Below are 14,165 nucleotides of genomic sequence, written 5' to 3' on the forward strand. Positions count from 1 at the left end.
CAGCGTCGAATGCGACGGGGTACCAATGGCAGGTGGATCAAGGCGCTGGATTTGCGAATATTTCCAATGGAGCGCCGTATAGCGGAGCAACGACGTCGACACTGACGATCACCGGAGCAACGGCAGGTATGAACGGCTATTTGTACCGGGTTGTTGCCACCGGCTTGGCAGCGCCTGCCGCGACGTCGAACAGCGCGGCGCTGACGGTGAACCCGCCGCCGTCGATCACCAGCCACCCGAGCGCCTCTACTATTGCCGCCGGGGCGAACACGACTTTCTCCGTGACGGCGTCCAATGCGACGGGTTACCAATGGCAGGTGGATACAGGCACTGGCTTTACGAATATTTCCAATGTAGCGCCTTACAGCGGAGCAACGACGGCGACATTGACGATCACCGGAGCAACGGCAGGAATGAACGGCTATTTGTACCGGGTTGTTGCCACCGGCTTGGCAACGCCTGCCGCGACGTCGAACATCGCGTCGCTGACGGTGAATCCAATACCGGGAGCACCGATCATAACCAGTACCGTTGCAGGAGATTCAAGGGTTAGTCTTGCATGGAATCCAGTACCTGATGCTACAGGGTACAAAGTCTACCAGAGCGTCGCTTCCGGCACTTATGGAGTAGAAGTCGCTTCTGTCGGTCAATCCGTCTATGGTACGGATATTAATGGGTTAACCAATGGAACGACTTATTACTTCGTAGTCCAAGCGATCAATGGCAGCTTGGCAGGTCCATATTCCAATCAAGTAAGCGCAATGCCGCAAGTTCCTTCTCCGGGACAACCGGTATTACAGCCAGCCATAGCAGGGAATTCTCAAGTAAAGCTTACGTGGGATCCAGTTCCGGGCTCTACAGGGTATAAGGTATACCTGAGTGAAACATCCGGAACATATGGCGTCTCGTCAGCTACGGTATCCGGCTCCGTGTATAGTTTCGATGTAACAGGACTAACGAACGGAACGACTTATTATTTTGCAGTCAAAGCGGTAAATCCGGGCGGTGACAGCGCCGCTTCCAATGAAGTAAGCGCAATGCCAGTGACGGTTCCTGCTGCACCAACAATTGTATCCGCGGTTGCTGGAGACGGGAAAGCGACTATAACATTCACGGCCCCAACCGACAATGGCGGAAGTACGATTACGGGCTATGAAGTAACCGCTTCGCCGGGAAACGTGGTGATGACGGGAACTGCAAGTCCGATTACGTTCACGGGTTTGAGCAATGGAATAAGCTATACCTTTACCGTGAAGGCAATTAATAGTGCAGGATCCGGTACATCATCGGTTGTGTCTAATGTCGCCATTCCGAGCGCATCATCGAGCAGCGGCGGCAGCGGCAGTCCGACACCGTTGACGCCTGAAGCGGCTGATCGGGACGTATTGGTGCTCGTTAACGGCAAGGGAGAGAATGTGGGAACCGCAACAACAACGAAAGTAAACGATAGAACCGTGACAACAGTAACCATTGACCAGAAGAAATTAGAAGCACAACTAGCCGCAGAAGGGTCTAATACACGGGTTACGATTCGCGTGAATTCGAAGCCCGACGTCATGATTGTCGAGTTAAACGGTCAAATGGTTAAAGATATGGAGAGCAAGCAGGCCATTATTGAAATCAAAACAAATCATGCCACTTATGCGCTCCCTGCAGAACAAATTGATATGGATTCGATTTTCGACAAAGTCGGAAATCCATCAGCACTGAAAGACATCAAGATATGGATTGAAATTGCCGCGCTAACGACGGATTCGATGAGGGTAGTGGAGAACGCGGCAGCTAAAGGAACATTTACCCTTGTTGCTCCGCCGCTTAGCTTTACGATTAAAGCCGAATATGCCGGTTCAATCGTTGATGTATCGAGGTTTAACACCTATGTAGAACGCATCATTGCCCTACCCGATGGAGTAGACCGTAACAAGGTTACGACAGGCATTGCTATTGAAGCTGACGGTTCGGTTAGGCATGTGCCGACTAAAGTCATTGCAAATGAAAACAAGTATTACGCCGTGATCAACAGTCTCACCAATAGCACTTACGCCGTTGTATGGAATCCGCTCGAATTTCAAGATGTATCGAACCACTGGGCCCAAAAAGCAGTCAATAACATGGGTTCGCGCATGGTCATTGACGGTACAGGGGAGGGTAAGTTCAATCCTGACAGGGATATTACTCGCGCGGAATTTGCAGCCATTATCGTTCGGGGATTGGGATTGAAACTGGAAAATGATACGAGCGCCTTTAAAGACGTGAAAGCGGCGGACTGGTACAGCAGCGCGATTAATACGGCCTATGCTCATCACCTGATCAGCGGCTATGAAGACGGGACTTTCCGCCCGAATGACAAGATCACGCGTGAACAAGCAATGGCCATTATCGCCAAAGCGATGGAGATCACAGGTCTCAAACAAAACCTTGCCGCGAATTCAATAGAAGATAGATTGCGCTCTTTTACGGATGCAGCCGATGCTTCAGAGTGGGCAAAAAGCGGTATAGCCGATAGCGTAGAAGCAGGTATTATTACAGGAAAAAGCAAATCTGTGCTCGATCCTAAAGCGCTCATCACTAGAGCTGAGGTAGCGGCGATTATTGAGCGGCTGCTTCAAAAGTCGGACCTGATTTAATTTCGTACGTCCAACAAAGCACAAAGAACAAGCCTCCAATCCGTAGGGATTCGGAGGCTTGTTTGAAAGCTGCTCAACGAGTTCGGAGCGTCCTCATTCGGTCTCTAAAACAATTTGAGCGAATATATTATGCGATATCGGATGGAATTGGCCCTCGTATTTGCCGCGCAGCAGCGACAAAAAGATTTATGAGATCGCCCATATTTTAGGTTATCAGGCAGTGCCGCATTTCATTAAGCTGTTTAAGACGTTTACGAACATGACTCCTCAAGAATATCGTGAATGAAGGGGGTTATCCTGACTCATCTGATTGAATAATAACGCAGTACTTCCGAGAGGCCCAAGCTACAATGCTGGGCCCTTTTTTTTATGAAACGGATTCTGAGAGCCAAGCTTCTGCCTTAAAAAAGTCTGATCTAATTACAATTTAATGAGACCAGACCGGTTATGACTGCCGCACATTTATTCAATTATTATTAAAGTTCTAATAAATTATTAATGACGGAAAGGCTTGGGTTTGGTTGTCGCGTTGTGCTACAGTATTGGAGCCGCAACACACGGAATGATACAGCGGCCTCTAGCTGATCTAATATGGACTCACTCCAAATGGGTTATTCCATTGCTAGAAATGCAACTGCTAGACCGACAACTAGATTTCACACATGAGGAAGATGGCAATGAAAAAGTTTTTCAGAAGTGGCTTTGTCAAATTAGGACTTATTGTTGTCATTGTGGGCGGAGCCATCGTTTATTGGTTGATGCCGCCTGTTGCTAAGGTAGAAAGCGCCGAGATAGGGAATGGCGTTAAGGTGAAATTCAAAACGAACGGGACCCAAATCGAACAATTTCAAAATCAATTATGGAGCCCGTATTTTGCCAAAGGGGTCAATATGGGAGCTGCCGTTCCCGGACATTTCCCCGGCGAGCTTGAGATTTCGAAAGACGACTATATGAGATGGTTTGAAATGATTCAAGAGATGGGCGCCAACGTTATTCGTGTGTACACGATTCTGAAGCCGGAGTTTTACGAATCGTTGGTCCGATATAATGCGAAGCATTCGGATAACCCGCTCTTCTTCATTCAAGGGGTATGGAGTCCGGAAGAACAATTGATCGCAGGTCAGAACGCTTTTGATCCGAAGGTCAAACAGAAGTTTGAAAAAGAAATTCAAGAGGCTGTAGAAGCGGTATACGGAAATATCGATCTTAAAGCCGAGGCGCATTCCGGCAAAGCCAGCGGGAACTACGTCTTTAATGCAGGGCCCTATCTCATGAGCTGGATCGTCGGTACGGAGTGGGATCCTGTGATGGTTAATAAAACGAATAAGAGCAATGCAGATGTCGCTGATTATAAAGGAGAACATTTCCAAAGCAAACCCGGAGCGAGTCCATTCGAAAAATGGTTGGCCGAGATGGTCGATATCACGGCCGTAACGGAAGCGAAACACGGATGGCAGCATCCGATCGCTTTCTCGAACTGGGTGACCACCGACCCGCTCGAACATCCGGGTGAGCCATTGGTTGCCGAAGATATGGTCAGCGTCGATCCGACGCATGTCGCAGCCGTAGATTGGGACGCCGGTTATTTTGCCTCCTATCACGTGTACCCGTATTACCCGGACTTCTTTACCTTCGACAAATCGTATCAGACGATGAAGAACGATAAAGGGGAAATAGATAGCTACAAAACCTATCTAAACAAGTTGAAGAAATACCATGACGAGATGCCGATCATGATTACCGAGTTCGGAGTTCCCGCCTCGCAAGGCATTGCCCACACCGGAATGCTGGGGCGTAATCAGGGAGGGCACGACGACAAGACGCAAGGGGACATAGATGCGGATATGTTCCGTCAGATCCATCAGGAAGGATACTCTGGCGCGATCTTGTTTACGTGGCAGGACGAGTGGTTTAAGAAAACCTGGAACACGATGCACTACGACATTCCTGACAGACGGGCTTATTGGTATAACACGCTCACGAATGAATCTCATTTTGGGGTACTCGGCATGTATCCAAGTAAAGATGATGTGATTCACATTGACGGAGATGCTTCGGACTGGGACAAGCTCGATGAGGGGGATAAGACTAAGCTTGATCTAAAGATCGAAGGTTTTAATGAAATATGGGCCACGCACGATGAAGGGTATTTATACCTCTCGATAGAATTATCCGAATATTTAGATTTTTCTAATAATTCCATCTATTTGGGATTCGATACGTTAAAGGGTGGCAATCGTCATGCGCCGCAGCTCCAAGGAAAGACTCTGGACGAAGGACTGGAAACGTTGATCGAACTCAATAACGAGGATACCGGGCAGATGATGATTGCCTCCAATTATGACTTCCATACCCGATTCTACGGTAAGCTATCGAAAATATTGGCTTATGATCCAATAGAATTGCAGGACGATAGCGGACTCTTCAATCCATGGAAATTGGTCGTGAATTATTTGCTTGAACATCCGGATGCCCGCGTCGACCATCCCTTCGGCGACATCGGAGTAGGAGACTTGCTGAGAGGAACAAGCGATCCGCAAGATCCGAACTACAATTCAAAGGCGATGTGGCAGACCAAAGGCAACGTGTTGGAAATTCGTATTCCGTGGATGTTACTGGGGTTCAGCGATCCTAGCTCGCTCAGCGCCATTAGTTACGAAGATACCGGAACGAAAGAGTTCGAATCCGTGAAAGTCGAGGGTGTACGCCTTGTTCCATGGATCGTCCGCAAGGATTCGAAGGAAGTCATTGGACTCGAAGGCAACAACCCTTACCCGGTATCGCAGCTTCCACTTTACACTTGGCAAAGGTGGGAGGATATCGATGTCAAGTATGTGGAACGCCCAAAACAAAGCTACGATATCATGCAAAAAGCAATGCAAGAAGTCAATCAACCGGTGAATCAACCGATATCTGAGTAGTCAGGAAGGAAGGGTTTTATTTGTGTATATCAACATCGAAGTGGCGATCAAATTTCTGTATGCTCTCATCATTCTTAATGTAGGATTCGCCGTCGTGGTGTATGCCATGAAAATCAAAAAGTTGAGAAGAACCAGAATGGAACACAGGTTTGAGGTCAAAATCAAAGATTACCTCACTTATGTACTAGTCCATATAGAAGGAAAAGAACCGTTGAACGCACCGCCGTTTTCATTGAACCAAGTGGAACAAGAAGTGATGCAAGAACAGTTGAACGATATGATCGAGAACTTTACCGGAACGGCTCGTGACAAATGCATGGAGCTCTGCAAACGCTTGGGACTGGTGCAAGTTCATCTGAACCGTTTGGAAAAAGGTTCTTATTCCGTGAAAGTTGATGCGGCGTATCACTTAGGCTGCATGAGAGTTCAGGAAGCCGTTCCGGCTTTGCTCAAGTTTCTCCAAACGCACAGACGGAATTCTTCCCTCTTCGTCGTCGCCCGTTCGATCGCCAAATGCGCTCGCGACGAACGGGATGTCAAGGAAATGGTGCAGATTGTTCTGAGGCATAACAAAGGATTTTACGATTTGCTGGTCGACATGATTAAAGAAGCGGATATCGACCATGGGGTACTATTTACCGAATTCATTCAACGGGAAAGCCATGAATTCATACACATCGGATTGTGCGGATTGAAAGACTATACCGAGCCGACGGTCGCATCGGCTGCCTATCGTCTCATCGGTTCCCCGGACAGAACGATTCAATCTAAAGCCGTGGAAATCTATCTGAAATCCGTTCACTTTATTCCCCGAAACGTCGTTCAAAAGCTGCTTCAGAATCCGCTGGATGAAGTGCGCATTCTCACGCTTCAAGCGATTGCCGATCTGCAACTGATGACGTATATCGATGTCATGAGAAACGCATTATTGGATGAAAGCATGCGAGTATCCGAGGCCAGCGCAAAAGGGCTGTTACTGCTTGGAGAAAGAGGAATCGCCGAATTGTGCGAAGTCGCCGCAGAAGTAAGAAGGTCGCAACAAGGGGAATACCTCCACATGCTTATTGAGGAACAGATCCAATCTCTTTCGTTACAGCTCCATGACCTTGACCAACTGACGCGATATAATTCGTTGGTTTACTATTACGAGAAAACGATCGGCAAGAACAAACGAATCTATCGGGTTGTATAGCTTACAGGTTTAGGAGGGCACCGAAAAATGAGGATGCTGGAATATTATTTGCAACAAGCCGCAAACTTCTTGCGCGACTTCCTATTAGGATATGGCTACTTTTCCATGTACTATGCATTGGCGATTACTTTCATTTATTTCCTGATCTTCGGTCTATCGATTCGGAATACGTTCCCTCTTCAAAGAGGGATTCGATATAATCGCTTGCAGAAGCTATCCGGATCTGAACACGTACCGCCGGTGTCGCTGTTAGTCCCGGCTTATAACGAAGAGTTAATGATTAAAGAAAATGTACGCTCCTTATTGGCCTTGAATTACCCGGAATACGAGGTCATCGTCGTGAATGATGGCTCCAAAGACGATACGGCCAAAATCATGATCGAAGAGTTTCAACTGAAAGAAATCAAGCCTATCGTTGCAAAACAGATTAAAACCGAAAAAGTCAGAGGCTATTATCACAATCCCGAATACCCGAACTTGTATTTCATCGATAAAGAAAACGGAGGGAAAGCGGACTCCTTGAATGCCGGGATCAACCTTTCCCGCCATTCGTTGATCTCTACGATCGATGCGGATTCGCTATTGGAGAAAGATGCTCTAACAAGAATCGCCAGAGTGTATATGGAAAATCCCGAAGAGACCGTGGCGGTCGGGGGCAATGTTCGAATCCTTAACAGTTGCACGGTGGAAGACGGAATGGTTAAAAATATAAGATTCCCTAAACAATGGTGGCCTGCTCTCCAGAACGTAGAGTATCTCAAAGCTTTCTTAGGCGGTCGGATCGGCTGGAGCTCCATTAACGGATTGATCATTGTATCCGGCGCCTTCGGTGTTTTTCAGAAGGATAAAGTAATTGCCGTAGGCGGTTACCGTGGCGGATACCCTGGGGAAGACATGAATATCGTCATCAAGCTGCACCGTTATTGCCTAGAGAACAAAATCCCTTATCAGGTCGGCTTTTGTCCGGATGCTGTGTGTTGGACGCAAGCGCCGGATACGTACCGGATTCTAAGCAGCCAACGAATGCGTTGGGGCCGCGGCAACTTGAAGAACATGATCGAAGAAGGAATCCATGTGGTATTTCGCCCCCGTTACAAAGTGTTCGGGCTTTTAACGCTTCCATATAATATCCTGTTCGAAACGTTGAACCCGTACATCCGTTTGAGCGGCTTGCTCGCCATGATCGGGTATTGGCTGCTGAATATGTCGGATTGGAAAACGGTCGCCGTCTTTTTGCTGGTGAACTTCTTTTCTACTTTCATTCTTAGCCTCGGTGCATTGTATATCGAGGAAAAAGCTTTTAGTCGTTATCCCAAGCTGAGTGATCTCAACAAAATGATACTCTACTCATTCCTCATGTTTCTCGGTTATCGTCAAGTCGGCGTTCTGTGGAGGTTTTTGGGACATGTCGACTATTTCCGCAACAATAATTCATGGGGAACGATGGTTAGAACCAATTTCAATAAATAACATTCAGGATATCGATTAAAGGAGTGGAGAATATGGCCATTGTGATTCGCAACAGCATTCAGGAAATCACGCTACAGCTTTTACAATACATTCATTTGGCCAACAAGAAGAACGCCCCGTGCGGAGTCATTCTGGCTCCATGCGCGAATATGAACCCCAAAACGCTCGAGCAGGCGAAAGTGCTTATAAGTAAAAACGTTGCCTTTCTTCCGGTGCAATTGTTCTATGACGCTCCGAATCAGGTGCTGTGTGCTGTATTGGACGGCGGGACCTTGGGCAGTACTCATTATGCGTCTCTCGTCTTAAAAGATTTTCTCCAAACTCAGCATCTGTTGCAAGGGCAATTGAGGGTATCCAGCTTTCCGGAGAGTGGAAAGCCGACCGAGTCTGCGATCGCGGATTTCATTCAACAGGTGATCCAAAGCAAAGGGAACGATGATGACATTCATTTCTTCACGGCGGCCAATGCTGAGACGTCCGTTCTGATTGCTGATCCCGACGATCTCGTTCGCGAATTCATCAAGATCCGACTGGAGCTGAAGGGGTATCGCGTATACGAGGCCAAAGACGGGCAAGAGGCTTACGATACATTCGTTCGAATCATGCCGGACATCGTCATTACCGAATTGAATTTGCCTATCCTAGATGGGTACCAACTCATCCGCACCATACAGCGCAAGGATTCGCATGAAGGCAAGGTGATCGTTCTGACGGACAAGCAGCTCACGGGAAGCATGAGTCGCGCTTATGAGTCGGGGGCTGCCGATTACGTGACCAAGCCGCTGTCGATCTCCGAATTGGAATGGAAGATCAAAAGACTGACCGGAAACCATTAATCTTGTAAATTCGAGGAGCGGATAAACATGACATACAACATTTTAAAAGAAAATCTGCAAAATAAAACGGCAAAGGTAGGCGTCGTTGGTCTGGGGTATGTCGGCTTGCCGTTATCGATGGAAATGGTGAAAGGCGGATTTACCGTCTATGGCATTGATTTGGACCAGAGTAAGGTAGAGTTCCTTCTTGGCGGTGAGTCTTATATTCAAGACGTGCCAAGCTCCGTGGTGGCCGATGCCGTGGGCAGCGGAAAGTTCGTGCCGACGAACCGCTTCGAAATCATTCGGGAATTGGATACGATCAGCATCTGCGTTCCGACTCCATTGAGCGATAACCAGGATCCGGACACTTCTTACATCGTGAGCGTCGTGAATGAGATCAAGAAATATCTCAAAAGAGGAGCCTTGATCGTCCTTGAAAGCACGACGTATCCTGGAACGACGGAAGAACTGATTGAATACGAGCTTGAAGCTCTGGGATTAAAGGTAGGCCGGGATTTCTTCCTCTGCTTCTCGCCAGAACGAGTGGATCCGGGCAATTCCAACTACAATACGTACAATACGCCCAAGGTCATTGGCGGAACGACCGAGAAATGCAAAGAACTTGGGGTAGTGCTCTACAACAACGTGGTCAAAACCGTCGTCCCTGTGTCTTCTCCTAAAGTGGCGGAGATGTCGAAGCTGCTTGAAAATACGTTTCGTAGCATCAATATCGCTTTCGTCAACGAATTGGCCATGATGTGCGATCGAATGGCCATAGACGTGTGGGAAGTCATTCGAGCAGCTTCTACTAAACCGTTCGGATTCATGTCCTTCTATCCGGGGCCGGGAATCGGCGGTCACTGCATTCCTCTAGATCCGATGTATCTATCCTGGAAAGCCAAAGAATTCCGTTTCTATAGCAAGTTTATCGAATTGGCCCAATCGATTAACGATAATATGCCGGAGTATGTGTTGAACAACACGGCACAAGTGTTAAATGTGTATGCAAAATCGATCCGCAACTCAAAAGTTTTGATATTAGGCATGTCCTATAAGCCGGATATTGACGATCTGCGCGAATCTCCCGGCTTGGAAATCTATGAGTTGTTCAAAAAAAGCGGAGCGAAAGTCGAATATTACGATCCGTATGCCACTTCGTTCAAAGACGAGCAGGGTCACATCGTTCATTCGGTAAAATACGATACGGATGCTTTCACTCAATATGATTGCATGGTGTTGATCACGAACCATCGAAGCTTCAGCTATCATGAGCTGGCGGAGATGGGAGTACCGATCATCGATACGCGCAATGCTTTTGTGGATATCAAGGCGGATAACATTCATAGGCTGGGAACCGGAATTCATCAAAAAGATGTGAAAGTTCTTGTTGGCGCTTAAGCTCCAAGCTCCAAGAAAGGTGTCATATCTTAAAATTATCCTGATCGCCGTTGTATCCTGCTTGGTAATCGCAACGGTTCTTTTGCTGAAATGGAAATTCGAAAAGCCGCCTGTTATGGCAACCTGGATATGGGATACGACGACGTTGACGAAAGACAAAGACAATATGCTCGCTTTTGCCGAAGAGCAAGGAGTGAATGTGATCTTCCTGCACATCGACCGGAAATCCAAAGACTTCGAACCGTATCGAGCCTTTGTCGAGGAAGCGCATGAATTAGGGATTGAAGTCGAGGCGTTGGGAGGAGATCCGACCTGGGGATTAACCGGTTATCGGCAGGAAATTGACTCCTTTATTGGATGGATGGAAAACTATCAAAGTGCTGTGGGCGATCAAGCTGAATTTGACGGCATCCACATGGACATTGAGCCCTATCTGTTGGAGGAATGGGAAGAGGATCGTGACGATGTCGTTCGCCAATGGATGGAGAACGTGGCGTATTTGGCAGACAGGATGAAGCGGGATGCATCCTTGCGGGTATCGGCCGATGTTCCTTACTGGATTCATAAGATTCCTGCCCGCGATGACGGGAACTTGGGTGCTTGGATGATCAATCGGCTCGACCGCGTCGTGCTCATGAATTACCGGAACTTCGCCATCGGAGAGAACGGAATTATCGAAAATGCTCTGCCGATGATCAGAGAAGGAACCAGAGCAGGCAAACCTGTTATCGTAGGACTGGAAACGGCTCCTACGGATGAGGGGGAGCACGTCACTTTTTTCGGAAAGGGAGCCTCTAGCTTGCATCGGCAAATGCAGTTGAGCCATATTTTCATGCGGGGGCATACCGGGTATCAGGGTTTTTCCATCCATGACTACAAAAATTGGAAAGCAGCCTCGGAATCCAGCCCGCAATGACGAAAGGACAGGATGATACGTATGGGGAAATATTTTGGTACCGATGGGGTACGCGGCGTAGCAAACGGGAAGTTAAGTCCTGAATTGGTATTCCGTTTAGGTCGATTAGGTGGATATGTGTTGACTCGGAATAAGCAAGGGAAGCGCCCTAACATTTTAATAGGCCGGGATACCCGCATTTCGGGAGGAATGCTGGAAGCGGCTCTTGTTGCAGGTTTATTATCGATCGGTGCAGATGTTATCCGTGTAGGAATCATCTCTACGCCAGGCGTGGCGTACTTGACGAAATCAAGGGGGGCGGATGCAGGGGTGATGATTTCTGCTTCTCATAACCCTGTGGAGGATAACGGGATTAAATTTTTTGGAGGCGACGGATTTAAGCTGTCGGATGAAATGGAAGCAGAGATCGAATCGCTCCTGGATACGGATGAAGATCGAATTCCTCGCCCGATTGGCGCCGATGTGGGTGCTGTACAGGATGATCCCGAAGGTGGACAAGCTTATCTCTCCTATTTAAAGTCGACGGTTAATCAACGATTCGAAGGGCTCAAGGTGGTCGTGGATTGCGCCAATGGGGCGGTATCGGGGCTCGCGCCCCAGCTTTTCCGCGATTTGGGTGCCGACACGGTGGTGCTTGCCCATCAACCGGACGGGTTGAATATTAATGAAGGCTGCGGCTCTACACACCCTGAAGCGGTTCAAAAGGCTGTTTTGCACCATCGGGCCGATCTGGGCCTTTCCTTCGATGGGGATGCGGATCGTCTCATTGCCGTCGACGAGAAGGGAACGATCGTGGATGGGGACCATATCCTCTATATCCTTGCTGAATTCATGAAGAAAAACCATCGGTTGAAGAACAATACGGTGGTCTCTACCGTGATGAGCAACCTGGGCTTCTACAAGGCGCTGGATAAAAACGGAGTGGAAGCCAAACAAACCAAAGTCGGAGATCGCTATGTATTGGAGGAAATGGTACAAGGCGGATATAACCTGGGCGGGGAACAGTCGGGTCATATCGTGATGCTGGATTATAATACAACTGGAGACGGCATGCTGTGCGCGATCCAGCTGATGAATGTGATGAAGTCCCAATCCGAGCCGCTAAGCGGGCTTGCCCAATGCATGACCAAGTACCCGCAGCTTCTGGTGAATGTTCAAGTGGAGGACAAGTCGAAGCTGGAAGGGAACGTCAAAATCGAAGAAGCCATCAGGTCGGTAGAGAATAGGATGGGCGGGAGCGGAAGAGTGCTGGTTCGCCCTTCAGGCACGGAATCGATTGTGCGAGTCATGGCAGAGGGTCCGAATGAGCAGGAGCTTGCAAGCTTTGTAGATCATATCGTTGAGGTCATTACGGAAGAATTGGAATTCAGGTAGCAGGATATGAGTAAATGGCTAATCTGTATTCTGATTATAGGCCTAGGCGCAGCTATTTTCGTACCTGCTGTTCTTGCCGCATCCCAAGTCCAAGTCCAAGTCCAAGTCCAAGTCGTCGTGGATGGGCAGAATGTGGCTTTCCCGGATGAACCTCCGTATGTCGATCGCCAATCCAACCGTACGATGGTACCGGCAAGATTCGTATCCGAAAAGTTGGGTGCAAAGATGAAATGGGACGGTCAGCTCAACCAGGTGACCTTTTCGTATAGAGACCAAACGATCCGCTTAACGCTAGGCCACAACGATGCGCTAGTGAATGGGAAGACGGTAACGGTCGATCCACCGGCGGTGATCAAAAATAATCGTACGATGATTCCGCTTCGGCTGATCGGCGAACTCTTTCAAGCTCAAGTGGAATGGGATGCGAAACGCAAGCTGGCCGTCGTGACGACTTCACGGAAAATTCCCAAAGGGACGTGGATTTGGGATAGTCGCATCATCGAGAAGGAACGAGATCAAATCCTAAGCTTTGCAAGCGATCATGATGTGACGGCCATTTACCTTCAGATGAATAGGGATATTGCGCCTCACGTATATGAAGATTTCATTCGAAGTGCTAAAGAAAAACAAATTAGAGTGGAGGCTCTGGGAGGCCGTCCCCAATGGGCTCTTAAGACAAATCAGGACCAAATTAAAGCATTCATTACATGGACCCTGGAATACAATGCGTCCGTGGAAGCGGAAGAACGCTTTGATGGCCTGCATTTTGATATTGAACCTTATCTCTTAGCCGAATGGGAAACAAAGCCTAAGATGATTCTTGATGAATGGGTACATAATTTGAGATTTATTGAACAGGAAACAAGAGGAAGCGGCTTGAAGATCGCGTTGGATGTCCCTTATTGGCTTCATACCGTTAAGGTACCCAATACCGAATACAGCTTTAGCGCGTGGCTATTGGAGAAGTTCGACAGCCTTGTGATCATGGATTATCGCAATCATGCTTTAGGGAACAATGGGATCGTCGAAAATGCCCACGCCACGCTTAGAGAAGCCTCCATCTTTAACAAGCAAGTGATCGTTGCCGTGGAAACCGCTAAAAGCTCGGAAGGCGATCGCGTTTCGTTCTATTCCAAGAGCGCAGAGTTCATGGAGCAAGAGCTGCAAACCGCACATCAAGAGCTGTCTCGGTATGCCGGTTATGCCGGAATGGCTATTCACGACTACAAAAGTTGGGCCGCAATGGTTGGGAAAGCAAAGTGATCGGGTAGGACAACACCTGTGGACTATAAGGACGACTTGCGTCTTTTCCAAATGATCATAGATGCGCTTTAAGTTTACCGAAGAATGAGCTAATCCATGCCTCGCATAACGAGATAGGTTTATTCTGTATACGGATAAAAAACGCCGGAGAACCCCTTATCGGACAGGGAAGTTCTCCGGCGTTTC

10 protein-coding genes are annotated in these 14,165 nt (G+C 48.1%); all 10 read left to right on the forward strand.

From position 1 onward, the window contains the following. Nucleotides 1-2,627, forward strand: a 2,627-nt coding sequence (locus M1K58_RS27845) for an S-layer homology domain-containing protein (protein ID WP_256762184.1), incomplete at its 5' end; no start/stop codon positions are given. Nucleotides 2,628-2,787: 160 nt separating this feature from the next. Next, nucleotides 2,788-2,913 (forward strand): helix-turn-helix domain-containing protein, encoded by a 126-nt coding sequence (locus tag M1K58_RS29790; protein WP_372339219.1) that lies wholly within the window; start codon nucleotides 2,788-2,790, stop codon nucleotides 2,911-2,913. Between the two features lie 391 nt (nucleotides 2,914-3,304). Further along, nucleotides 3,305-5,548 carry a hypothetical protein gene (locus tag M1K58_RS27850; protein ID WP_256762185.1) on the forward strand — a complete coding sequence of 748 codons (2,244 nt, stop codon included), beginning with the start codon at nucleotides 3,305-3,307 and terminating at the stop codon, nucleotides 5,546-5,548. A 22-nt stretch (nucleotides 5,549-5,570) separates the two neighbouring features. Continuing rightward, entirely contained in the window at nucleotides 5,571-6,740 is a 1,170-nt protein-coding gene (locus M1K58_RS27855) for a HEAT repeat domain-containing protein (RefSeq protein ID WP_256762186.1), read from the forward strand. Between the two features lie 69 nt (nucleotides 6,741-6,809). Further along, a complete protein-coding gene (locus M1K58_RS27860; RefSeq protein WP_256762234.1) occupies nucleotides 6,810-8,210 on the forward strand; it encodes a glycosyltransferase family 2 protein in 1,401 nt (466 codons plus the stop codon). Between the two features lie 32 nt (nucleotides 8,211-8,242). After that, the gene (locus M1K58_RS27865) at nucleotides 8,243-9,046 is read left to right on the forward strand and encodes a response regulator transcription factor (protein WP_256762187.1); all 804 of its coding nucleotides are present in this window, start codon (nucleotides 8,243-8,245) and stop codon (nucleotides 9,044-9,046) included. Between the two features lie 27 nt (nucleotides 9,047-9,073). After that, nucleotides 9,074-10,426: a nucleotide sugar dehydrogenase gene (locus tag M1K58_RS27870; RefSeq protein ID WP_256762188.1), complete on the forward strand. Its 1,353-nt coding sequence runs from the start codon at nucleotides 9,074-9,076 to the stop codon at nucleotides 10,424-10,426. Between the two features lie 19 nt (nucleotides 10,427-10,445). Beyond that, nucleotides 10,446-11,342, forward strand: a complete 897-nt coding sequence (locus tag M1K58_RS27875) for a hypothetical protein (protein ID WP_256762189.1) — start codon at nucleotides 10,446-10,448, stop codon at nucleotides 11,340-11,342. 21 nt (nucleotides 11,343-11,363) lie between these two features. Continuing rightward, entirely contained in the window at nucleotides 11,364-12,716 is a 1,353-nt protein-coding gene (gene glmM / locus M1K58_RS27880) for a phosphoglucosamine mutase (RefSeq protein ID WP_256762190.1), read from the forward strand. Between the two features lie 6 nt (nucleotides 12,717-12,722). Then, nucleotides 12,723-13,979 carry a copper amine oxidase N-terminal domain-containing protein gene (locus tag M1K58_RS27885; protein ID WP_256762191.1) on the forward strand — a complete coding sequence of 419 codons (1,257 nt, stop codon included), beginning with the start codon at nucleotides 12,723-12,725 and terminating at the stop codon, nucleotides 13,977-13,979. The last annotated feature ends 186 nt before the right edge of the window (nucleotides 13,980-14,165 follow it).

This window comes from Cohnella sp. WQ 127256, assembly GCF_024519285.1.
Classification (GTDB): Bacteria; Bacillota; Bacilli; order Paenibacillales; family Paenibacillaceae; genus Cohnella.